Annotated in this window: 26 protein-coding genes and 4 pseudogenes; 21 read left to right on the top strand and 9 right to left on the bottom strand. The window is 43.1% G+C overall.

Annotated elements, in window-relative coordinates; translation table 11 throughout:
• Positions 1-3: 3 nt before the first annotated feature.
• Both AC0IYG_RS11455 and AC0IYG_RS11450 read left to right on the top strand, forming a co-directional pair.
• A pseudogene (locus AC0IYG_RS11455) lies at positions 4-607 on the top strand (DUF3109 family protein).
• Positions 591-923, top strand: a complete 333-nt coding sequence (locus tag AC0IYG_RS11450) for an MGMT family protein (protein ID WP_471711206.1) — start codon at positions 591-593, stop codon at positions 921-923. Before AC0IYG_RS11455 ends, AC0IYG_RS11450 begins: the two are co-directional and overlap by 17 nt.
• Before the next feature lie 57 nt (positions 924-980).
• On the opposite strand, the gene AC0IYG_RS11445 is transcribed toward AC0IYG_RS11450, so the two are convergent.
• The 3 genes from AC0IYG_RS11445 to AC0IYG_RS11435 all read right to left on the bottom strand — a co-directional run bounded on the left by AC0IYG_RS11445 (position 981) and on the right by AC0IYG_RS11435 (position 3,850).
• Positions 981-1,379, bottom strand: a complete 399-nt coding sequence (locus AC0IYG_RS11445) for a hypothetical protein (protein WP_471711204.1) — start codon at positions 1,377-1,379, stop codon at positions 981-983.
• Between the two features lie 237 nt (positions 1,380-1,616).
• Positions 1,617-2,195: a hypothetical protein gene (locus AC0IYG_RS11440; protein ID WP_471711203.1), complete on the bottom strand. Its 579-nt coding sequence runs from the start codon at positions 2,193-2,195 to the stop codon at positions 1,617-1,619.
• A gap of 179 nt (positions 2,196-2,374) precedes the next feature.
• Positions 2,375-3,850 (bottom strand): sodium:solute symporter, encoded by a 1,476-nt coding sequence (locus tag AC0IYG_RS11435; RefSeq protein ID WP_471711202.1) that lies wholly within the window; start codon positions 3,848-3,850, stop codon positions 2,375-2,377.
• A gap of 107 nt (positions 3,851-3,957) precedes the next feature.
• Here AC0IYG_RS11435 and AC0IYG_RS11430 point away from each other — a divergent pair, with 107 nt between their 5' ends.
• The 3 genes from AC0IYG_RS11430 to AC0IYG_RS11420 are packed head-to-tail and all read left to right on the top strand — an operon-like array spanning position 3,958 to position 5,610.
• Entirely contained in the window at positions 3,958-4,233 is a 276-nt protein-coding gene (locus AC0IYG_RS11430; RefSeq protein ID WP_471711201.1) for an ATP-dependent Clp protease adaptor ClpS, read from the top strand.
• Positions 4,234-4,253: 20 nt separating this feature from the next.
• A complete protein-coding gene (gene recR, locus AC0IYG_RS11425) occupies positions 4,254-4,868 on the top strand; it encodes a recombination mediator RecR (RefSeq protein ID WP_471711200.1) in 615 nt (204 codons plus the stop codon).
• A gap of 31 nt (positions 4,869-4,899) precedes the next feature.
• On the top strand, positions 4,900-5,610 hold the full coding sequence (locus AC0IYG_RS11420) for a superoxide dismutase (protein ID WP_471711199.1): 711 nt from the start codon (positions 4,900-4,902) through the stop codon (positions 5,608-5,610).
• Positions 5,611-5,669: 59 nt separating this feature from the next.
• On the opposite strand, the gene AC0IYG_RS11415 is transcribed toward AC0IYG_RS11420, so the two are convergent.
• Positions 5,670-6,137 (bottom strand): tetratricopeptide repeat protein, encoded by a 468-nt coding sequence (locus AC0IYG_RS11415; protein WP_471711197.1) that lies wholly within the window; start codon positions 6,135-6,137, stop codon positions 5,670-5,672.
• A gap of 326 nt (positions 6,138-6,463) precedes the next feature.
• Entirely contained in the window at positions 6,464-7,015 is a 552-nt protein-coding gene (locus tag AC0IYG_RS11410; protein WP_471711196.1) for a tetratricopeptide repeat protein, read from the bottom strand.
• Between the two features lie 199 nt (positions 7,016-7,214).
• Between AC0IYG_RS11410 and AC0IYG_RS11405 the strand changes: the two genes are divergently transcribed.
• A complete protein-coding gene (locus AC0IYG_RS11405) occupies positions 7,215-7,760 on the top strand; it encodes a TlpA family protein disulfide reductase (protein WP_471711195.1) in 546 nt (181 codons plus the stop codon).
• 66 nt (positions 7,761-7,826) lie between these two features.
• On the opposite strand, the gene azu is transcribed toward AC0IYG_RS11405, so the two are convergent.
• Together azu and AC0IYG_RS11395 are read right to left on the bottom strand one after the other, a co-directional pair.
• Positions 7,827-8,321: an azurin gene (azu, locus tag AC0IYG_RS11400; RefSeq protein ID WP_471711194.1), complete on the bottom strand. Its 495-nt coding sequence runs from the start codon at positions 8,319-8,321 to the stop codon at positions 7,827-7,829.
• Positions 8,322-8,425: 104 nt separating this feature from the next.
• Positions 8,426-8,992, bottom strand: a complete 567-nt coding sequence (locus tag AC0IYG_RS11395) for a hypothetical protein (RefSeq protein ID WP_471711193.1) — start codon at positions 8,990-8,992, stop codon at positions 8,426-8,428.
• Between the two features lie 139 nt (positions 8,993-9,131).
• On the opposite strand from AC0IYG_RS11395, the pseudogene sucD reads away from it, so the two are divergent.
• A pseudogene (gene sucD / locus AC0IYG_RS11390) lies at positions 9,132-10,011 on the top strand (succinate--CoA ligase subunit alpha).
• A 113-nt stretch (positions 10,012-10,124) separates the two neighbouring features.
• Positions 10,125-10,448, top strand: coding sequence for a hypothetical protein (locus AC0IYG_RS11385; RefSeq protein ID WP_471711192.1), 324 nt, complete (start codon positions 10,125-10,127; stop codon positions 10,446-10,448).
• A gap of 15 nt (positions 10,449-10,463) precedes the next feature.
• Here AC0IYG_RS11385 and AC0IYG_RS11380 read toward each other — a convergent pair whose 3' ends face one another.
• Positions 10,464-10,670, bottom strand: coding sequence for a hypothetical protein (locus AC0IYG_RS11380; RefSeq protein ID WP_471711191.1), 207 nt, complete (start codon positions 10,668-10,670; stop codon positions 10,464-10,466).
• A gap of 4 nt (positions 10,671-10,674) precedes the next feature.
• On the opposite strand from AC0IYG_RS11380, the gene AC0IYG_RS11375 reads away from it, so the two are divergent.
• The 12 genes and pseudogenes from AC0IYG_RS11375 to porN all read left to right on the top strand — a co-directional run bounded on the left by AC0IYG_RS11375 (position 10,675) and on the right by porN (position 18,383).
• Positions 10,675-10,917 (top strand): hypothetical protein, encoded by a 243-nt coding sequence (locus AC0IYG_RS11375; RefSeq protein ID WP_471711190.1) that lies wholly within the window; start codon positions 10,675-10,677, stop codon positions 10,915-10,917.
• A gap of 12 nt (positions 10,918-10,929) precedes the next feature.
• Positions 10,930-11,190 (top strand): hypothetical protein, encoded by a 261-nt coding sequence (locus AC0IYG_RS11370; RefSeq protein WP_471711189.1) that lies wholly within the window; start codon positions 10,930-10,932, stop codon positions 11,188-11,190.
• Positions 11,183-11,263: a DUF4271 domain-containing protein gene (locus AC0IYG_RS11365; protein ID WP_471711361.1), complete on the top strand. Its 81-nt coding sequence runs from the start codon at positions 11,183-11,185 to the stop codon at positions 11,261-11,263. Before AC0IYG_RS11370 ends, AC0IYG_RS11365 begins: the two co-directional genes overlap by 8 nt.
• 43 nt (positions 11,264-11,306) lie before the next feature.
• Entirely contained in the window at positions 11,307-11,549 is a 243-nt protein-coding gene (locus AC0IYG_RS11360) for a uroporphyrinogen-III synthase (RefSeq protein WP_471711188.1), read from the top strand.
• A gap of 33 nt (positions 11,550-11,582) precedes the next feature.
• On the top strand, positions 11,583-12,092 hold the full coding sequence (locus AC0IYG_RS11355) for a uroporphyrinogen-III synthase (RefSeq protein WP_471711187.1): 510 nt from the start codon (positions 11,583-11,585) through the stop codon (positions 12,090-12,092).
• Between the two features lie 134 nt (positions 12,093-12,226).
• Positions 12,227-13,348, top strand: a pseudogene (locus AC0IYG_RS11350) (PorP/SprF family type IX secretion system membrane protein).
• A 225-nt stretch (positions 13,349-13,573) separates the two neighbouring features.
• Positions 13,574-14,647, top strand: a complete 1,074-nt coding sequence (gene porK, locus AC0IYG_RS11345; RefSeq protein WP_471711186.1) for a T9SS ring complex lipoprotein PorK/GldK — start codon at positions 13,574-13,576, stop codon at positions 14,645-14,647.
• Between the two features lie 120 nt (positions 14,648-14,767).
• Positions 14,768-15,585 (top strand): annotated as a pseudogene (gene porL, locus AC0IYG_RS11340) (type IX secretion system motor protein PorL/GldL).
• A 139-nt stretch (positions 15,586-15,724) separates the two neighbouring features.
• Complete coding sequence (locus AC0IYG_RS11335; RefSeq protein ID WP_471711185.1) at positions 15,725-16,189, top strand: hypothetical protein; 465 nt, start codon at positions 15,725-15,727, stop codon at positions 16,187-16,189.
• Positions 16,167-17,276, top strand: coding sequence for a type IX secretion system motor protein PorM/GldM (gene porM, locus AC0IYG_RS11330; protein WP_471711184.1), 1,110 nt, complete (start codon positions 16,167-16,169; stop codon positions 17,274-17,276). Before AC0IYG_RS11335 ends, porM begins: the two co-directional genes overlap by 23 nt.
• A 47-nt stretch (positions 17,277-17,323) precedes the next feature.
• Positions 17,324-17,869, top strand: coding sequence for a hypothetical protein (locus AC0IYG_RS11325; protein WP_471711183.1), 546 nt, complete (start codon positions 17,324-17,326; stop codon positions 17,867-17,869).
• On the top strand, positions 17,835-18,383 hold the full coding sequence (gene porN / locus AC0IYG_RS11320) for a type IX secretion system ring subunit PorN/GldN (protein WP_471711182.1): 549 nt from the start codon (positions 17,835-17,837) through the stop codon (positions 18,381-18,383). The genes AC0IYG_RS11325 and porN overlap by 35 nt, the downstream gene beginning before the upstream one ends.
• A gap of 65 nt (positions 18,384-18,448) precedes the next feature.
• Here the strand turns inward: porN and AC0IYG_RS11315 are convergent, their stop codons facing one another.
• A complete protein-coding gene (locus AC0IYG_RS11315; RefSeq protein ID WP_471711181.1) occupies positions 18,449-19,081 on the bottom strand; it encodes a hypothetical protein in 633 nt (210 codons plus the stop codon).
• A gap of 253 nt (positions 19,082-19,334) precedes the next feature.
• Here AC0IYG_RS11315 and miaA point away from each other — a divergent pair, with 253 nt between their 5' ends.
• A complete protein-coding gene (gene miaA, locus AC0IYG_RS11310; protein ID WP_471711180.1) occupies positions 19,335-20,258 on the top strand; it encodes a tRNA (adenosine(37)-N6)-dimethylallyltransferase MiaA in 924 nt (307 codons plus the stop codon).
• Positions 20,259-20,291 lie beyond the last annotated feature (33 nt).

Raw genomic sequence — 20,291 nt, 5'->3', positions numbered from 1 at the left:
ATTATGATACTCATCGACAACACTTGCATAAGTGACGATATTGAAGACCAGCTGTTTGTCTGTGATCTGGACAAATGTATGGGTGCGTGCTGTGTGGAAGGTGATTCCGGGGCACCACTGGAAGAAGATGAGCTTGCGATTCTCGACGAAATTTACCCTGCCAGTAGAACCTTATCTTACCCAGGCGGGCAAAGATGTTATTACAAAAGAAGGAACTTACACAAAGGATTGGGACGGCGATTATGTGACGCCGATCATCAACGGCAAAGAATGTGCTTATGCCATTTATGACCAGAAAGGAATCCTTAAATGCGGCATCGAAGCTGCTTACCTTGACGGAAAGATCAGTTATAAAAAGCCCATTTCCTGCCATTTGTATCCGATAAGAGTTACCAAATACGAGCAATATCATGCACTGAACTACGATCGTTGGGACATTTGCAGCCCGGCTTGCAGTTTTGGCGCAGCATTGGGCGTGCCGGTTTACAAATTCTTAAAAGAGCCGCTGATACGCGCATATGGCACGAATTGGTATGATCAGCTTACGCAGGAAATCGACGAACGCAAGCAAAGCCGGTTGAACGAACAAAATGAAGCAGGGCAGTGATTTTTTCTCGGACGTCTACGATGTAGTCCGCCAGATTCCCGAAGGTCGCGCAACATCATATGGTGCAATTGCCGCATATCTGGGTGCAAAAAGTGGTGCAAGAATGGTTGGCTGGGCAATGGGAAACAGCTTTACGCAGCCTGGAATTCCTGCTCATCGCGTTGTGAACAAACAAGGCGAGCTCAGTGCGAGACATTTGTTTGAAACGCCTACAGCCATGCAGGAAAGATTGGAAAGTGAGGGTGTCATTGTCAGGAACGACCGCATTCAGGATTGGGACAAATGTTTCTGGGACCCTGAAAAAGAATTGCATTGAAAACAAAAAAGGCTCTTCGTCGATCGACGAAGAGCCTTTTGCATTTGAACCTTTTTACTATTTTAGTGAGATCAATTTCTCGTTTGAGCTTTCGATTTCCACTTGTTTAACGACTTTCGTTTTGTTGTGGATCAATTCGAAGTAGTAAACGCCGTCGCCCATTTCTTCAAGGTCAAAAATCCGGCGATATTTCCCATCCTTATCAACAAAGTTTTCATTGTAATAGACTTTGCCGCTCTTGTCTTTAAGCGTGATCCGCAAATTTTCGTCTGCTCCTTTGTCAACTGACAGCTTAACCTTACTTGTTTCGTTGATTTTGTAAAGAGCTGATTGGAAAGCGACTGCATTAACTTCGGCTTTTTCTTCGCGATTTTTCTTTTTGTCTGTTGTAAATGATGCAAGAGACAAAGTGAGCGCCAATGCGCAGAATAGATTTGAGATGTTTGAAATTTTCATGGCTAATATTATTTATAGTTTCGACTGCACATTTGCACAGTTACATAAGATATAAAAAAGGATGTGCCAGTTTCTCTTTTAATGAAAAATTACTGCACACATCCTTTACATAACTCACTATAAATAAATAAGTTATATAATTTCAAACCTGTTGCTCGCCCTTTGCCAGCTCTTCGCAGCCTGTTCATAACCGAACAGAATTAACTAAAACCGAACGATTTAGAAATTACACAAAACCTAGATTTTATTTTTGCCCCTGCTTTCGTTGGCAATCTTCTTGATCATCGGCAGACGACTTGCAGGAATCAAATGTTTGTAGTCCCAAAAGGCAGAAACGCACACGATTTTCCATTGCCCATCGATTTTTTCCATCAGCCTTACTTCCTTACTGTGGTGAAAGTTCTTCTCCATCTTATCGCTGTTGAACTGGTCCCAGGTCAGATAGGCCACATTGTCGTCAAAGAATTTGTATTTGATGTTTTTCCGCTCCACAATCGGGTGACTGGAAACGGGCTCGGGATTATCGGCAATGTATCTTCCGATTTGCTTGTTGATATCCTCCCAGCCGACATTGGAATCGAATGTTCCGTCATTGTTGCTCCAAGCCTGGAATGCGTAATCGGTTTGGGCATAATTGGCCTTCCAGGCATTGTAGTCTCTCGCAAAAAAAGCTTTTGTTTCGTTCTCGATCACATCGTTGATTGCCTTCTTTTCTTTTTCAAGATTCGCTTCGCGGTTAGCCTCCTCTTCTTTGGCCTTATCGGTGCATGAGACGCACAGCAGGATTCCCAATAAAATTACTGACAATGTTTTCATACTATAAAAGGTTAGTTTGTTAAAATAATTTAACTCAACTCTTCTTTCAGTAAGCATCCATCAAAGGCGCGAATGGCGTCAGATTTATCAGAAAGTTAATATTATTTTGAATAAATACAAGAAAGCACAACGGAATTTGTAACCGTTTTAAGTAAAATAGTCGATAAGTTTAACTAAGGCTATTTGCCTGGCTGATAAGGCACATAGCGTTTTGCATTGGAATCATGCAGCAGCCAGAGACCGATAAATGTAATGAGCCCGTTAATGATTAACCGCTCGAATCCAAACTTGTAGCCATTAAACCACTCGGCTGAATGTTCATTAATAATGTAAGTCAGAATCGGCGCGATGATGCAGACCAAAGGCACCCATCTATCTTTTACAGGCCGTTTAAGAAATGCCCCAAAGGAAAACAAGCCGAGAAGCGGGCCATAAGTGTAACCAGCCAGATCAAAAACGGCAGTAATAACCTCTTTGCTATTAAGCCGGTTGAAGATCAAGATGACAATGTAGAAAACCACTGAAAAGCCAATGTGCACCCAGAATTTGATCGTTGAGCGCTGCTCTTCCGGTCTTTTTTCAATGCTCATAAAGTCAATGCAAAAGGCGGTCGTCAATGCTGTTAATGCTGAATCTGAACTTGCGTAAGTGGCGGCTGTAATGCCAAGCAAAAATGTGATCCCAACTACAAGTCCTAAATGGTTAAGTGCGAGCATTGGATAAAAATCATCCGACTTTGCAGGTGCCGGGATGCCTTGCGCTTCGGCATATACGTAAAGCAACGCACCGAGCGATAAAAACAGGAAATTGACAATTACGAGCACAACCGTAAACCAAAACATATTCTTCTGGGCTTCGCCTATGTTCTTGCAAGTCAGGTTTTTCTGCATAAGGTCCTGATCGAGTCCGGTCATTACAATGGCAATGAAAACGCCGGCAAAAAACTGCTTGAAAAAGTTCTTCGGATCATTGGTGTCCCAATAGAAAATCTTGGAATATCCGCTCGTTTGTACGCGGTTCCAGATGTCGCCGAAGCCGTCAAGATTGAGCTCTTTTGACACAAGGACAATGGTTAGTATAACCGCTGTGATCAGGAAAAACGTCTGTAATGTATCGGTTACAATAATGGTTTTTACACCGCCTTTGAAAGTGTAAATCCAGATCAGAAAGATGGTGATGGCAACGGCAACTTCAAATGGAATGCCTAATGGCTTGAATAAAGCCAGTTGCAGCACCTGGGCGGCAACATAGAGCCTCACCGCCGACCCGATTGTGCGGGACAGTAAGAAGAATCCGGAGCCCGTTTTGTAAGACCAAAATCCGAAACGCTGTTCAAGATAGGAATAAATGGAGATGAGGTTGAGCCTGTAATACAGCGGCATAAGCACCGTTCCAATCACCAGATAACCCAGAATATAGCCGATTACAACCTGAAAATACGAAAACTGAATGTTAACAACCGCGCCTGGCACCGATACAAAAGTCACTCCCGACAAAGACGTCCCAATCATTCCGAAGGCAACTAAATACCATGGAGATTGTCTGTTTGCAGTAAAAAATGTATTGGTATCGGCCCCTTTTGAAGTGTAAATTGAAACCGTAATGAGCATCCCGAAATACGCAATCAGGATGACCAAAGAAATATATGGATTCATTAAAGCGGGTTATTTGTGAATTTTAGCAGCGGATTAAAAGGTACTTAAAACTTCCGTTAATCTGCGTTTTTGTTTAGATTTGCTAATCAAACAGAAATTTGGTTGTTATGCAAGCGCTTACAGAGACAGAGGTTGAAATTCTGGAGAAAACCGTAGAAACCGATGTAAAGAAACTGGTTATCTACAATGACGACGTAAACACATTTGATTGGGTTATCGACACTTTGATAGAGGTTTGTGGCCATACCAATGAACAAGCTGAACAGTGTACGCTGATCATCCATTATAAAGGCAAATGTGCCGTAAAAGAAGGCGCTTTTGACGAATTGACGGGCATGCGCAATGAAATCTGCCGCCGCGGCATTTCCGCAGAAATCCATTAGTCTCACACTCAACTTTTCACATGAATTACCCCTCACGTCTTATTGAGGATGCCGTAAGTGAGATCTCCCGTCTGCCGGGAATAGGAAAAAAAACAGCTTTGCGACTGGCATTACATTTGCTTAAAAGAGATGAGGAACAAACCCGCTCTCTTTCAGAAGCACTTATAAACATGCGCACCAAAACTTCCTATTGTGAAAAGTGCCACAACATTGCCGACGACAGACTTTGCAACATTTGCAGCAACCCCAGACGCGACCATTCTATAATTTGTGTGGTTGTAGATACGCGGGATGTGCTAGCGATTGAGTCTACCAATCAATACAAAGGCTTATATCATGTCCTGGGCGGCATTATTTCTCCGCTGGAAGGCATCGGGCCGTCTGATTTGCAAATAGATTCGCTGCTGAAAAGAGTGGAAACTCCTGAGAATGATGAAGCGGTTAAGGAAATTATCCTGGCGCTGAGCCCCACGATGGAAGGCGATACAACGGCGTTTTATTTGCAGAAAAAACTGAAATCTACAGGTGTAAAAATGAGTACGATTGCCCGCGGAATTCCCATTGGTGGTGATCTGGAATATGCAGATGAAATCACGCTGGGCCGCAGCATCGTAAGCCGGGTGGCTTATGATTGAGATAACTAAACACTTTACCTGAAGTACAGTTATGAATAGAACCGATTTTTTACGGACATTGGCCGGAAGCTCCCTAGCTGTCGGCGCTTTGGCCAATCAGGCTTTTGCTGGCGGAATATTAGAATCAGGAGTGGAAACAGCGCCTTTCAAACAGGCTCCGCTGCCTTACGATTTCGGCGCATTGGAACCGAGCATTGATAAAATGACGATGGAAATCCATTACGGAAAACACCATGCTGCTTACGTGAAAAACCTCAATGACGCGGTTAAAGGCACTGAGTACGAGAAAAAATCACTGGACGAGATCATTAAATCCATCGAAAAAGCACCAGCTGCGATCCGCAACAATGGTGGCGGACATTGGAACCACACATTTTTCTGGGAAGTAATGGGCCCGAAAAAAGCTGCTGCTCCTGCCGGCCCAGTTGCCGATGCAATTAACGGACAGTTTGGTTCTATGGATAAATTCAAAGAAGAGTTTGCAAAAGCTGCAACAACACGTTTTGGTTCGGGATGGGCTTGGTTGGTTGCTAAGGACGGCAAACTGGCCATCGGTTCCACACCAAATCAGGATAATCCGTTAATGGATGTGTCTGATTTCAAAGGAACACCGATTTTGGGACTGGATGTTTGGGAACATGCTTATTATCTGCATTACCAAAACAAACGCCCGGATTACATTAAAGCATTCTGGGATGTTGTGAACTGGGACAAAGTTGCTGAGAAATTGAAAAAAGCTTAAGTAAAAGCTCAAATCATAGAAAAAGGGTTAGCGAACATTGGTCGTTAACCCTTTATTTTTTAATTGCAATAACTGCTGATCACCTTATAAGCTTGCTGATAACCCAACTCCCCCGCCTTACTCAGATCGAGGCAACCATCATTAACTTCACCCAGGCTGTTTTTCAATATTCCTCTCAGATAATATGCCTCAGAATAATCAGAACGCAATTTAATGGAGCTTGAAAAGTCCATGACAGCACCCATCTGGTCACCGCTCGCTGAACGGATCAATGCGCGCGAGAAGAATGCGCTTGAATAAGTCGGATTCAGTTCAACTGCCGTCGTAAGATCCTGAATCGCACCTTTCAACTCACCTACTTTTGACTTGCTGATGCCGCGGACAAAATACGCCTCAGCCCGATCACTGCTTAGATTTTCTATTTTAACCTGCTCCTTAACCTGATCGCGCAATGCATCCAGGGTTTCCCGGTTGATCTTTCCCGTGTAAGCCACCTTTCTCGGATCGCCTACATAAGTATTTTTCAATTCAATCGATGTTGAAAGGTCGGAAATCGAACCCCGAGGATCATTAAGCTTGCCTTTGGCGTAGCCTCTGCCGTAAAATGCCTGATAATTCTCTAGATTGAGTTGTATGGTTTTATCAAAATCACTGATTGCCCCTTGATAATCCTCTATTTTGTTCTTGGCAAAACCTCTTTTTTCATAAAATTCACTCTCATTAGGACTCAGCTCAATGGCACGGGTAAAATCGCCGATTGCTCCCTGAAAATCGCCTAACTCAATCTTTGCCAGGCCGCGACCGGCATAAGCGCCTGTTCTTTTGGGGCTTAACTCGATTACGCGTGCTAAAATCAGCCAAACTTCCTGCGTATTCCTGGCAAATCCTGTTTGCAGTTTCCGCGCGCATACAAGGCCGCCAATTCGTCCGGGTTAAGCGATAATGCTTTGTCCAGATCCGTAAGCGCGCTTCTGTGCTTTTTCAGTTTAGCATAGCTCACGCCACGGTTGTAATAAATCTTTGGATCTTCCGCATTGAGTTCCAATGCTTTGGAATAATCCTCAATGGCAGACGAAAAATCATCCTGCAAGCTTTTGCTCACGCCGCGGCTTTGGTAATAAAGTGCCTCTTTTGGATTGAGTTCAATGGCGCGGTTATAGTCGAGAATGGCTCCACGGTAATCTTTAAGATTTGCCTTGGCCAGCCCCCTGTTGAAAAAGCTGGGCGCATGCTCCGGGCTCATTGAAATTACGCTTGAATAGGCTTGCATGGCACCATTGAAATCTCCCGTGCCGGCTCTTGTATTTCCTTCTTCAAAAAATTCCGCAGCGGAACGTTGCGCAAAAGTGTGGGCTGGCAGGAGAAAGGCAATGAGGTAAAATAAGCCAGAAAATAAAACTTTCATGAATGTAAACCGTTTCCTCAAATCAGATATGTTTTTTATTATTCTATAAAAGTATTCAAATTACCTTTCCGCATCAAAAAAGGATTGCCCTATTTTTCCAACGGACATTTTAAGCCGGTTATGGAAGAATATGGGTGCGTTTTCACTTTAAGTTCTTTCCATTTGAAAAACGAATTTATTCTATCCGTAAGACACCATTATGACATCGACATCAAAGAAGATTTTCCTGGTTATACTCGTTATCGTTGCTGCTGGCGCAATATATTATTCATTCTTCAAACCGGTTGACACTGAACAAGCTATCGCTGAAAACGGCGCACCGGCTTCTGCCGAACCGTCGTCAGTGTATCTTTCAAACCTTACAGATCTGGAAGGAAAGCCGGTTGCAATGGACGAAGAGAAGCTTGTTTTTGTCAATGTCTGGGCAACCTGGTGCGGGCCGTGTAATATGGAAATGCCAGGAATTCAAAAGCTGTATGACAAATACAAAACGCACGAAAAAGTCGCTTTTTACATTATTTCGGATGAAGATGCTGCAACTGTGAACCCGTTCATCGCGCGGAAAGGTTATAATCTTCCTTTTTACCAGTTTGCAGGCACTTACCCCTCAGCATTGGACGGCAATGCCATTCCAAGAACTTACATTATTTACAAGGGAAAAATTTTGGTCGAAGAAGTAGGCGCTTCGCAATGGGACCGCCCTGAAATAGTAGATTTGATAGAAAAGCAGATCGCAGAAATATAGAAAACAGAAGACGTAAAAAAAGCGCTGACCAAATTGATCAGCGCTTTTTTCATATTTCAAAATAGCTTATTCAACGATAAATGTGCCTTTCATCAAAGCATAGTGACCTGGGAAGCTGCAAATGTAAGTGTAAGTTCCTTTTGCAGGTGCAGTAAATTCAACTGTGTCACTTTCGCCACCACCAACAAGTTTGGTATGAGCCAAGATACTTGCTTTTTCTGATGCAGGAATGTATTCTGTTTCTCTTGCCGCAGCAGCTTTCGATCCAAATGCAGCAACGTCAGTTCCTGGCTTCAAAAGCACCCAGTTGTGTCCCATTGCAGCTTTTGCAAGTTTACCAGAGTGAGTCAAAGTAAGTTTCACTTTTTGTCCAGCCTTAACTTTGATTTCTTTAAGGTCAAACTGCATTGCGTCACTTCCTTTTATAACGATGGCTTTGGCTTGTTTCACATCGCTCACCACAGTTTTTGCAGGCAAATTAGCCGAAACAGGGTTCATTGTAGCTGCTCCGAACGCCAAAACTGAGGCAAGAAGCATTACGCCATACTTAGTCCTTTTCATATTAAGAGTATTAGTAAACTTGTTTGTTTTGATTTAACAGGTGCAATTTACGACGCGGCAATTGAAAAAAAACAATCCATTAACATTTGTTTGTTAAATAGATGTTAAAACAGGATTTTATATTGATCACGCGCTGCCCTTCCGACACAGATCACAGACAAAACCATCATATAATGGTTAATGTCCACCGGGTCCATCGGAATCGGCAGCTTGCCCGACTTCGTTGAAAGCGCAAGCAGCATCATTGAAAAAATAACCCAAAGCGCACTTTTCTGGCGGCTGGCCAATCCCACGCACGAGATCAGTAAAGTGATCAAAATGGCGAGTGATTTGATAATAAGTCCGACATATTCCACGCCGAACCATGTAATGCAATACATTAATAACAATCCGAGCCCGATTGTGGACGCGAAAAAATACGTTCCCGCCTGATAACGCATGATGAGACACCAGGAAGCTGATACGAGGCAGAAAGCTCCGAGCGTCATTTCGCCAGCTATCACGATTTCGTGAATGTTTTCAAGACTCTCCACTCCGGCATAGACCAGCAGGTCTGTAAGGGCTCCGAGGGCGATAAAAAACAGAAATATCCCCCAAAGCCACTTGCTGATGAACGGCTGCGCCCGGAAATAGCGGGAGAAAATAAATAAGCTGGTGAAACTTAAAACCAAGTTAGAAAATATATGTGGGCTGCTGAGTATCTGCATAAACCTGCTTAATATTGTCAAAAAAGCAATTTACAAATTCTGGCTACATTTTGCTACTTCGTGCTTTTCGTTCTACTTTTACCAAAAAAACTGATTTACCAACATGAGCGTTTTAGTTAATAAAAATTCTAAGATTATAGTTCAGGGATTTACCGGATCGGAGGGCTCTTTTCACGCCCAGCAAATGATCGAGTACGGTACTAATGTCGTAGGTGGCGTAACTCCGGCAAAGGCGGCCTTTCTCATCTTGAAAGACCTGTTTTCAACACAGTTGACCTTGCAGTTCGTGCTACTGGTGCAGATGTATCCATCATATTTGTTCCGCCGGCTTTTGCTGCTGATGCTATAATGGAAGCTGCTGATGCTGGAATTGGCGTTATTGTTTGTATCACCGAAGCCAATTCCTGACCAAGGATATGATGCAGGCAAAAGAATATATCAAAAACAAAAATGTTCGTTTGATCGGACCAAACTGTCCGGGCGTTATCACTGCGGAGGAATGTAAAGTGGGTATCATGCCTGGCTTTATCTTTAAAAAAGGAACAGTTGGCTTGGTGTCAAAATCAGGAACATTAACTTACGAAAGTGTAGACCAATTGACTCGTGCAGGACTTGGACAAACGACTGCAATCGGAATCGGCGGTGACCCGATCATCGGAACAACAACCAAAGAAGCAGTTGAGTTGCTAATGAACGACCCTGAAACAGAGGCTATTGTAATGATCGGTGAAATCGGCGGAAGCATGGAAGCTGATGCTGCAAATTACATTAAGTCAACTGGCAACAAAAAACCGGTTGTAGGTTTTATCGCCGGACAAACTGCTCCAAAAGGACGCAGAATGGGCCACGCTGGTGCAATCATAGGTGGCGCTGACGATACAGCTGAGGCAAAAATCAGAATTATGAAAGAGTCAGGTATATTTGTAGCTGAATCACCAGCTTTGATCGGCGAAACCATGCTCATCGCTCTTGGAAAGAAATAATAAACCTGCTGACATATAACTTTATAAGAGGGCTGGGGAAACCCCGCCCTTTTTAGTAACAATGAAGTCCATCTCCTTTTCTTCTTTTTTGGGCTTTCTTTACAGCTTTTACTGTGGCCGGGACATTCGTTTCCGCCGCTCCGAAAGTAACTCCTCCCGAACAGTATTTTCCAGTTTACGATTACGCTAACGATTCGGCTCGTTTACAGATCCGCAGTACAAAAATTACGTCCCGTTTTCACAGGGCGTTAATGAGGGAACACGGTTTGTCAGCCTATACATTGATCTGGTTAAAAAATAGCACATATGTTCTGCTCGTAAAGGCAGAAACAGACGGTTACTTGTTTTTGGAAGGCGCCTTGCAAAACAAAATCAGTGCAAATCGTTGGCAGGAACTGAACATTGACAGTCTTTACAAAAGTCTACAAAAAAGATGAATTGCTGCTCACAGTCTACGGTGGGCCGGGCATTGGCGACAAAGCTGTGATGCTTTGTAACAAAGACTCAGTGACCCGGCTATAATCGAGCAGGCGGGAAGGAATTTTATCAATATAAAACCCATCACATTTACTCCATTTGGGAATTTTGCGGGTATTACATTGATAATCGTGCTCGATGTTGAATGCCTGGATCTTTAATCTGAATCCGCTGTCTTTCATACGTTTGATAAATCCTATTGAGTTTTTCAACAATGATCCCAGAGACCAGCTTTCCAAGATTAATAAGCCTTACAGCAATACGGTCATTTTCTTCGTCATCATCTGTTCCATGCTGATGAGCTTTATTGTGATTTACTTTTCCTCCAATAAGCTTAATCTATTTTCAGTCAGCACGATATTGTCTGAAAGATCAAATACATTAGAAATTGTAAGTGACTTCTTTGTGCTTTCAACCATCTTCTTCTAGAATTCTACTTACGTGAAATATATATTGATGGTGATGGCCGGTAACATGCTGCTGTATCTCGACAAGCAGGTTGACATTATCTTTATCAAAATAATACAATCTTCCTACCTGTTTTATGCAGCCATGTTCCTACTGGTTTTCATGCTCAGTTTCAACCATATAAACTGGATTACGGACATGAAGGACTTTGTTTTACTTCCTTTTCTGGTCTTTTATTCCATTCGATTTCTGGCGCTAGCACGTTCGAACCAAGCCACCTGGCTCGTTGATTAATCTGTATTTATTTTCTTACCTTTGCGTCATAGAAATAATCCCGCTCATTGTCGGGATGAAGTTTGCTTTGTAACCAGTGCATATGAAACGGAACTTAAACTAATGAGGAATTATACATGAGTGATACCATCATTTTTGATCAGGAACGTCTTAAAAAAGTAACCAGTCTTTTAGTCAGTCAGTCCAGACCAGCCGACGAGAATTCACCTTACTATGAATTGGCGAAAAAGTATAAGATTAAAGTAGATTTTCGGCCGTTTATTCAAATTGACGGAGTTTCTTACAAAGAGTTTCGCAAACAAAAAATCAACATTCTGGATCATACTGCGGTTATTTTCACAAGATCGCAATGCTATTGATCACTTTTTCTCGCATTTGTAACGAAGGAAGAGTTGAAGTACCTGCAACTGATGAAATATTTCTGTATTTCGGAGCAAACCGCCAATTATCTTCAGAAATACATTGTAATTCGCAAAAGGAAGATCTTTACAGGCACAAAGACGGCTGCTGAACTGATCGAGCTGATGCGGAAGCACAAGAAAGAGAAATTCTTATATCCTTGCTCCGACGTTCGCAAGAACGACATCCCGGAATTCGCGGATACCGAAGAGTTTCACTTCACAGAAGCAACAATGTATCAGACCGGCTCGGCCGACCTATCTGATCTGGAAGATGTTTATTACGATATCATTGCATTTTTCAGTCCGTCAGGGATTAAATCCTTATACGACAACTTCCCGGATTTTAAACAAAATTCTACCAGAATAGCAGCTTTCGGGCCAACTACGGCGAAAGCGGTGACAGATGCGGGACTGTTTCTTGACATTCAGGCACCCTTGCCCAATGCACCATCTATGACAGGTGCGCTTGACGTTTACATCCGACAAGCGAATGGAATTTGACCCAATTTTATAACAAGAAAAAGCCTCGGAAATTTTCCGGGGCTTTTTTGTTATTTTATCAATTTTTTTGAGCAATATGCGTTATAAATGAAATCCAAAAACTCCCAGCTTGTTCCTTAACCAAACCCACAGGCATGACTTTGACGTTTATTATTCGAAGTATTAAATATAACCGGCTGCTTGCAATAATACTCCTGACCACTTCGAGTGCGATGGCTCAAAAAGACGCACAATTCAGCTTATTTTCTCTCAACCAGCTTTATTTAAATCCCGCCTCTAGCAGGTGCGTGCAGACTGGACTAACGAAATTTCAGCTCACACACAGAACGCAATATGCTGGTTATCAAGGCACAAATGTTGTAGACGAAGGAGGTGCATTGTCGACTCAGCTGTTCTCTTTCAGCATGCCGATTAACAATTTTGGCATTCGTTTTATGCGCTCAACGACCGGAGCGGCCCACGAACTGATCAGGGCTTCAAGCTTTCAGCAGCATATCGCATTCCGGCTTTCGGCGGAAACTTCCAGGTTGGCGCGAGTGCAGGACTGATTCAGACAATCCATCGACTACGGAAAATTGCGTTATCAGGATCCCGATGATCCCTTGATTCCAACTGGAAACATTTCGGAAATTAACCCCGACTTTTCTGTGGGAGCTCGTTTTGAAAACGAGACATTTTACGCAGGCTTATCGTTTAATCACCTTCTCGGACCCAAACATCAGCTCGATCAACAACGGCGACAAATCCTTTGCCTCGAACATCACCACTTGAACGCAGGCGTCAGTATTGGGTTGGGCTATTTGCTCGACATTCAGCCGATTGTATTATTGAAGTCGGATATCAGTACATTTTCAGCAGAAGGCGGCGCAACGGTGACACATAAGCAAGCGTTACTGGATAGGCGGAACTTACAGACAGCAAGTACACTTACTTCATCATTATGGGAGGAGATATATCTGTTGCCTGACCAGTCGTTAAGGCTGTCGGGCGCGTATGATCTTGTACTCGGCGGTAACGACTCCAAGGCTCCTTCCTCTTTCGAAGTAATGTTGTCCTACCGCGCTGCCATCGCCGAAATTTGGCAAGAAAACAATTATCCGCACTCCGCGATTCAGATTTTAAGCGAAAGATGCTGCTCTCCGCATATAGTACCATGGAATCCGGAAAATGTTAAAGGAAATTTGGCTGGGCTGTTAAATAGGATGGTTTTTATAAACCTGTTGGTAATTGTTGTGAATCAGTTTGTAAAACTTTAATTTATATTTGTAAAATAATCTTGCCTTAATACCATTTATCTTATTCTTACGTTAACTCGATAAATGCTGGCCTGGCGGTGGATATGAGAAGCTTACAATATGATTTCTCCGAGATCCATTGCCGAGTGCAGGATGAATGTTTTTGTTTTTATTTCCAGTATACTATATATCACCAGTCGACGTTTTTAGGCTAACATTTTATTATTCAAATTTTACAAAACCACTATGAATGTGAAAGTGTTCTATCGGGATGGAGTCAAAAGCCTGCTTTTGGTAGCCGCTCTTATGCTCATGCAGAGTTGCGGATTTATCAAAAGTAAGTTTGGCAAGGGAGGACAAGAAGAAAGCGGGATTCAAAACGGGGAAATTACAGCGACAGCCCGTAAAGGTTACAAGCAGACAACTCCGGCAGGAATGGTGGTTATCCCATCAGGTTCCTTTGTAATGGGACAAGCCGATGAAGATATAGCTTCCTCGATGAACAACATGAACCGGCGCGTGACAATCAGTTCATTCTTTATGGATGACACTGAGATCACAAACAACGAATACCGCCAATTTGTGAATGCCTTGTTAGTTGACTCGGTTTTAGTTCTGGGCGAAGAAGAAATTATGTCCAAATACTATCCTGATACAACAGCATGGAAAAAGGACTTTGCTTACTCAAACGGTGATCCATTTGTAGAATATTACTATCAACACCCAGGATTTGATACTTATCCGGTTGTAGGTGTTAGCTGGCAAGGTGCACAGTATTTTTCGAAATGGCGCACAAATCTTTTGCATGACTTCCAGAACAAAGAAGGTCAGTTCAATTCAACAGGTTTCCGTCTTCCGACAGAAGCGGAATGGGAATGGGCAGCGAGAGGTGGACGTGCAGTTGCGAAATATCCTTGGGGTAATCCTTATACGATGAATGCAAAAGGATGCTTCCTTGCGAACTTTAAGCCACAACGCGGAAATTATGATGCGGATGGATATCCTTACACAGGTCCTGCAAACGCATACAATCCAAATGATTTCGGTCTTTATAACATGGCTGGAAACGTTGCAGAATGGACTTCTGACGCTTATACGGACAATGCTACTGCAATCGTCTGGGATATGAACCCGAGATATGATAACCCTGACGAACCTCGCAAAGTGGTTAAAGGTGGTTCATGGAAAGATATCGCTTATGATCTTCAGACTGGCACAAGAACTTACGAATTCGAAACAGAACGCCGCGCTTTTATCGGCTTCCGCTGTGTAATGGACAATGTTAATGACCGTGGTGGAGCTCGTGCACGCCGTCGCTAATTATGATCTTCAATCTAAAAGAAGCAGCGTTTCTCTAACACTGCTTCTTTTTTACGACCTCTTCAATTCAATTTAAACTAACAATTTCTAAATTTTTCACTGTAACTGATTTCAATAAGTATGGCTAAGAATAGCGGACCTAATTTTTTTTGGGATAAACTGGTACCAACAATATATAGCGCAGGTGCTGCCGTTGTTATTTTGGGAGCGTTAGCAAAAATTCAACACTGGGACTTCGGCGGTCCTTTACTAACAGCCGGTTTGGGTACTGAGGTACTTATATTTTTACTTTATGCACTTCAAACACTGACACAATCGTCTGATCCGCGATCCGGATTGGACTCGTGTTTACCCTGAGCTTGCAGATGACTACAATGGTCCTTCAATCACGCGTGGCTCTACATCTTCAAGTGGTGTTACTGCTAAATTGGACAACATGCTTGACAATGCTAAGCTTGGACCTGAGGTTTTCGACAGCCTTGGAAAAGGATTCAGAAATCTGTCTGAAACTGTTGGCAAAATCAGCGACCTGACCGATGCAACTGTTGCTACTAATGATTACGCAAGAAATGTGAAAAGTGCGTCAACGGCGATCAATGATATGAACAAATCTTATGGTGTTGCTATTAGTGCGATGAGTTCAATGGCTGATGCTACAAAGGATGCACAATCATATCGTGAGCAGTTTCAGCAGATTACAAAGAACATGGGCGCACTTAATGCGGTTTATGAGCTTGAACTTCAAGACACAACGAAACACTTGAAAGCGATGAATGCATTCTATGGCAACCTTACAACTGCAATGGAAAACATGGCTGATGCGACCAAGGAATCACAAGTATTTAAAAATGAAATGTCTAAGCCTGACGACAAATATCTCGTCTTTAAATGGCATTTATGGTAATATGCTGACTGCCATGCGTGGTACAAATGCATAAGACCGGATTAGCAAGCATATAGTAAATCCTTCTGAGAATTATTAACTGTTTGTTATCACTAAATTATTCAATCACTGATAACTGATTACTGAACAATATGGCAGGTGGAAAAGAAACACCCCGTCAAAAGATGATTGGCATGATGTACCTGGTACTTACTGCAATGCTCGCATTGCAGGTCAGTTCAGCCGTCGTAGAAAAATTCATTCTTCTGAACAATTCTTTGGAACTATCCTCCGGAGCAGCTAATAAAATAAACCAGGAAACTGTACTTAAAATTAAAGCAGCGGTTGAAAAAGCGGGAAACCGTTCTGCGGATGTTGCGGTAATTAAGCAAGCCGACGAAGTTCGGAAGTTTACAGCCGATGTTACCAATGAGATCAATGCTTTAAAACAGGAGATCATTAACAAAGCGGGTGGCGGATTCAATGAGGAGGGTGGAATTAAAAATCCTCAGGAAGAAGCCAAAGTTGCTGAACTGATGATTGCGACTGGTAAAAAAGGTAAGGCATACAACTTGAAAGAAAGACTGAATGCTTACACTACACAACTAAATAATTTGTCTCCTAATAAATTCCAGTATGCTTGCCATGGACGGACGTGACGATCCAGGCGTTAAAGGCAACAAGGAGCAGAGAAACAAAGATTTCGCAGAACTAAACTTTGAATCTACTCCGGTAGCAGCTGCATTGGCAGTTTTAAGCCAAAAGCAAACTGATATCCGTCGTATGGAAGGTGAAGTTTTGAATTATCTCGCAAGCAAAGTCGGTGCTGCTGACGTTAAATTTGACAGGGTTCTTGCAATGGTTAGTGCTGATGCAAAAACCGTTGTAGCTGGTACGAAGTTTAAAGGACAAATGTTTATCGCAGCTTCTGCTTCTGGTATTACGCCACGCATGAGCTTGAACGGCTCGCCTGTTAAAGTCGAAAATGGTGTGGGTATGATTGAATTTACGGCTCAGGGCGGTGGTTATAATGCAGAAGGAATTGTTCGTAAAGAATTACAAGCCCGCATTACAATCCCTACCCCATCTGGAAGAGACACAACTTACACGATGAATCAGGAATACTTCGTGGTGAAGCCTTCTTACCAAATTGAGACAGGAACATTGCCTCCATTATATTTGGGTTGCGCAAATAAACTGAGCATTCAAAGCCCTGCATTAGGAGCGCTTTGGGCACCTTCTTTCTCTACTGACGGTGGAGAAATTATCAACAGCGGTCAAAAAGGTAAATTCACGATTGTTCCGAGCAAAGCGCAGCTGAACATTACGGTTAGCAATGGCGGAAACGTTCTTGGATCTGAGCCATTCCGTGTAAATCGTGTCCCTAAGCCTTCCATCGAAGTGCGGGTGAATGGTGCACCATTTGATGAAAGAAAAGGAGCTCCTGCATCCGGTGCAAGAAGCATTCAAATTGTTGCTGTTCCTGACGAAAGTTTCAAGAACTTTTCCCCGGAAGATGCAAGATTCAGAGTGTCGCAAGTTGAAATTTCATTGGCTCGCGGAAATCGCCGTATCAATGGTGTTACACTAAATGGTGGTGGCGGTTCTATCTCGTCACTGGCACAACAAGCACAGCCGGGCGACCGCTATGTGATCTCAATTTTGAAAGTTGAACGTCAGAATTTTAAAGGAGCAATTAGCGAAGTCGAAATGGGTAACCAAACTCGTCAGGTAACGCTATACTAATTCGTCAATTTTAATCGTTGATTGGGCACTACAACCTTATGTATGTTATGAGAAGAATGAACGGAAAAACGATTGCATGGTCATTACTGTCTTTGTCACTGGGAACAGGCGCTGCCTTTGCTCAGGAGAAAGAAGATTCCACAGCAAATCAATTTTCATCACGCCCGATTGCTGAGGGTGATATTTTGATGAAAAGAACGCTTTGGAGAAGGGTCGATCTTAAAGAAAAACAGAACGTTTCGATGTTCTCCAAAAACAATGAGATCACACGTTACCTGCTGGACGCTGCGAAAGCGGGGTTGATTGACGCTTATACCAATGACTCATGCGCTACGAAAATTACCGGTGATGAATTACATCAGCGCATTCTGATACCAAATCAAACTGCCGGATTATCTGCGGAAGAACTTGCAGCTGGTTTTGGTGAACCTGCGAAAGCTGCTGATGACGGTTGGGGTGCAAAACCTAAAACCGATCCGGCTAAGCAGGCTGCAACAGCTGATGATGGCTGGGGTAATACAAAGAAAGATACCAAACCTGAGGCAGCTGCCGAAGACGATGGCTGGGGTCCTCCGAAAGAAAAAATCTTCTAAAAAGGGTTCAAAAAATCAGGTAGCGAAAGAAGAGCCGCCAGTAGTTGAGCAACCAAAAGTGGATACAACATTCCAAACCGAGGTTGCAGCAACCGAAGAAGAATACTTCCCTGAGCAATTAAGCATTCTGGAAGTGAAGGAAGATTGGACATTCGATAAGAAAAGATCTCGTTTGTATAATGATATCCAGACTTTGACGATCATCCTTCCGTCAGAACAAACTGCTACTGGTCTTGAATTGCCTGTTGCGTCTTTCCGTTATAAAGATGTGGAAAGATTATTCAGAAGCGATCCTAAGAAATATATCTGGTACAATACGCATAACACTGCTCAGAACAAAAATCTTGCAGATGCTTTCGATTTGCGCTTGTTTTACGGTCGTATTACAAAATACTCGAACGCAAATGACAGAGCGTTCTTGGACATCTATAACGGCCAAAAAGAAGCCCTTATCAAGTCTCTGAACTACGAGCAAGAGTTAATGGAATTGGAACACGGACTTTGGGAATATTAATCTCACAGTTGAACAACAAAAAAAGGTTATCCAGATGGATAACCTTTTTTTGTTGTCAGTGTTTTTTACTTCTTCGCAAATCCCACTTTCAGTCTTTTTCCGATTCTCATATTCTTCTCTTCGGTCAAGCCCAGAGCTGCAATGGTCTTTTCGTAGCTTTTAAGGATTTCAGCGTCAAGTCTGCCGTCAGCAATTGTTCCAGGGATGATAACAATGCGAACGTCTTCAAATTCCCTGTCCGGTGCATCGTCACCATCTTCTGACCACCCGCGCTGAAACAGCTCCACAAAAAATGTACTTTCCTGAATTCCGTGAACGAAAGTGAATTCACTCGCTGTCTGGTTAGTTCCGGTGCCGAAAACAACTAAACCCGGAAGTGGCCAATACACTCCTCCTGATTTAATATAAACCAATATCGCAGAAGATTGCAGCACGCTATCTAGCTCAGGTGTTAAGTCTGGTATACCAGTAATAAATCCGCCAGTAGTATCGGTTTCAGCTGCGCCGGAAGATATAATGATGGCTCCCCCACCAGCGCCTGTCCCGTTTTGACCAGCTGGTCCCGCGGGTCCTGCCGGACCGGCTGGCCCTGCTGCTCCCGTATCACCTTTTGGCCCCACTTCGCCCTGCTTGCCCTCGCAACCCATCATCGCGACCATGCATCCGATCCAGGCAAATAGTAATAATTTTTTCAACATAATTGATAATGGTTAGATTGTGAACTGAAAATGTGAATGAAAACTGTAAGAGTTAGTACGCTGGCCGATTCCAGTTTGACGAGAACAAGGGCGTTTTTCCCATAAATTATACAAAAAAAATTACTAATCCTGCATGCATGTTAAAGATTAAAAAAGCGAAAAGGAGCGCATGCCTAAATATGACAAAAAAGTAGTGCGCACAATTGCTTGATATGTAAATTTGCAACCTTTCCCAATTGACAATAATCTCAAAATGCCTGACAGCAGAAACAAACAACTGATTATCATAGCAGGACCAACTGCGGTCGGAAAAACTGCATTGTCAATTCAGATAGCAAAAGCATTAGGCACCGAAATCATATCCGCGGATTCACGGCAATTGTTTAGAGAGCTTAACATTGGAACAGCCAAGCCATCCCAGGAGGAGCTCGCTCAGGTTAAGCATCATTTTATCAACTCACACTCCATTTCAGAAGTGTACAGCGCCGGAGACTTCGAGCGGGACGTTTTGAAGCTGCTGGAAACATTGTTTGAAACGCACGACCAAGTCGTGATGACTGGTGGATCAGGATTCTACATTAAGGCCGTATCGGAAGGACTGGACGCACTCCCAGCTCCATCGGAAGGCTTGCGGGAAGCGCTTACAAGCAAACTTCATGAAAAGGGCCTAGCCGAAATGCAGAAAGAAGTGGCAAGCATTGATCCTGCATTTGCCGCCACACCGGAGATCGCGAATCCACAACGTGTTGTAAGAGCATTGGAAGTGTTTTACACAACAGGAACGCCTATTAGTCAATATCAACTAAAAAACACGCAGCAGCGGCCTTTTCAACAAATATTGATTGCATTGGACCGGGATAGAAAAGAGCTTTACGACCGCATTGATCAGCGAATGGATATAATGCTAAATGACGGACTTGTGGACGAGGCGATAGCCCTTGCGCCTTTCAGGTCGCATCACGCATTGCAAACGGTCGGATATAAGGAAGTCTACGGATTTTTGGACGGCGAATATGACGAGAAAGAAATGATTCGCCTGTTAAAGCAAAATTCAAGACGTTATGCGAAGCGCCAGTTGACCTGGTTCCGGCACCAGGGAAATTTTAAATGGTTTCACCCAAACGATTACGAAGCTATTTTAAAATATGTGCAGGAGCGATCAGGCACACGTAAATGAAACGGAGCTCATCATTGAATGACAAGCTCCGTT

Source organism: Dyadobacter sp. AC419 (assembly GCF_979253085.1).
This window is presented reverse-complemented; position numbering and strand designations above follow the sequence as displayed.

Excerpts from the sequence above, each read along its gene's own strand:
- AC0IYG_RS11450 (WP_471711206.1), top strand. The coding sequence starts at position 591 with ATGAAGCAGGGCAGTGATTTTTTCTCGGACGTCTACGATGTAGTCCGC.
- AC0IYG_RS11445 (WP_471711204.1), bottom strand. The coding sequence starts at position 1,379 with ATGAAAATTTCAAACATCTCAAATCTATTCTGCGCATTGGCGCTCACT.
- AC0IYG_RS11440 (WP_471711203.1), bottom strand. The coding sequence starts at position 2,195 with ATGAAAACATTGTCAGTAATTTTATTGGGAATCCTGCTGTGCGTCTCA.
- AC0IYG_RS11435 (WP_471711202.1), bottom strand. The coding sequence starts at position 3,850 with ATGAATCCATATATTTCTTTGGTCATCCTGATTGCGTATTTCGGGATG.
- AC0IYG_RS11430 (WP_471711201.1), top strand. The coding sequence starts at position 3,958 with ATGCAAGCGCTTACAGAGACAGAGGTTGAAATTCTGGAGAAAACCGTA.
- recR (WP_471711200.1), top strand. The coding sequence starts at position 4,254 with ATGAATTACCCCTCACGTCTTATTGAGGATGCCGTAAGTGAGATCTCC.
- AC0IYG_RS11420 (WP_471711199.1), top strand. The coding sequence starts at position 4,900 with ATGAATAGAACCGATTTTTTACGGACATTGGCCGGAAGCTCCCTAGCT.
- AC0IYG_RS11410 (WP_471711196.1), bottom strand. The coding sequence starts at position 7,015 with ATGAAAGTTTTATTTTCTGGCTTATTTTACCTCATTGCCTTTCTCCTG.
- AC0IYG_RS11405 (WP_471711195.1), top strand. The coding sequence starts at position 7,215 with ATGACATCGACATCAAAGAAGATTTTCCTGGTTATACTCGTTATCGTT.
- azu (WP_471711194.1), bottom strand. The coding sequence starts at position 8,321 with ATGAAAAGGACTAAGTATGGCGTAATGCTTCTTGCCTCAGTTTTGGCG.
- AC0IYG_RS11380 (WP_471711191.1), bottom strand. The coding sequence starts at position 10,670 with ATGAAAGACAGCGGATTCAGATTAAAGATCCAGGCATTCAACATCGAG.
- AC0IYG_RS11360 (WP_471711188.1), top strand. The coding sequence starts at position 11,307 with ATGAGTGATACCATCATTTTTGATCAGGAACGTCTTAAAAAAGTAACC.
- porK (WP_471711186.1), top strand. The coding sequence starts at position 13,574 with ATGAATGTGAAAGTGTTCTATCGGGATGGAGTCAAAAGCCTGCTTTTG.
- AC0IYG_RS11335 (WP_471711185.1), top strand. The coding sequence starts at position 15,725 with ATGATGTACCTGGTACTTACTGCAATGCTCGCATTGCAGGTCAGTTCA.
- porM (WP_471711184.1), top strand. The coding sequence starts at position 16,167 with ATGCTTGCCATGGACGGACGTGACGATCCAGGCGTTAAAGGCAACAAG.
- AC0IYG_RS11325 (WP_471711183.1), top strand. The coding sequence starts at position 17,324 with ATGAGAAGAATGAACGGAAAAACGATTGCATGGTCATTACTGTCTTTG.
- porN (WP_471711182.1), top strand. The coding sequence starts at position 17,835 with ATGGCTGGGGTCCTCCGAAAGAAAAAATCTTCTAAAAAGGGTTCAAAA.
- AC0IYG_RS11315 (WP_471711181.1), bottom strand. The coding sequence starts at position 19,081 with ATGTTGAAAAAATTATTACTATTTGCCTGGATCGGATGCATGGTCGCG.
- miaA (WP_471711180.1), top strand. The coding sequence starts at position 19,335 with ATGCCTGACAGCAGAAACAAACAACTGATTATCATAGCAGGACCAACT.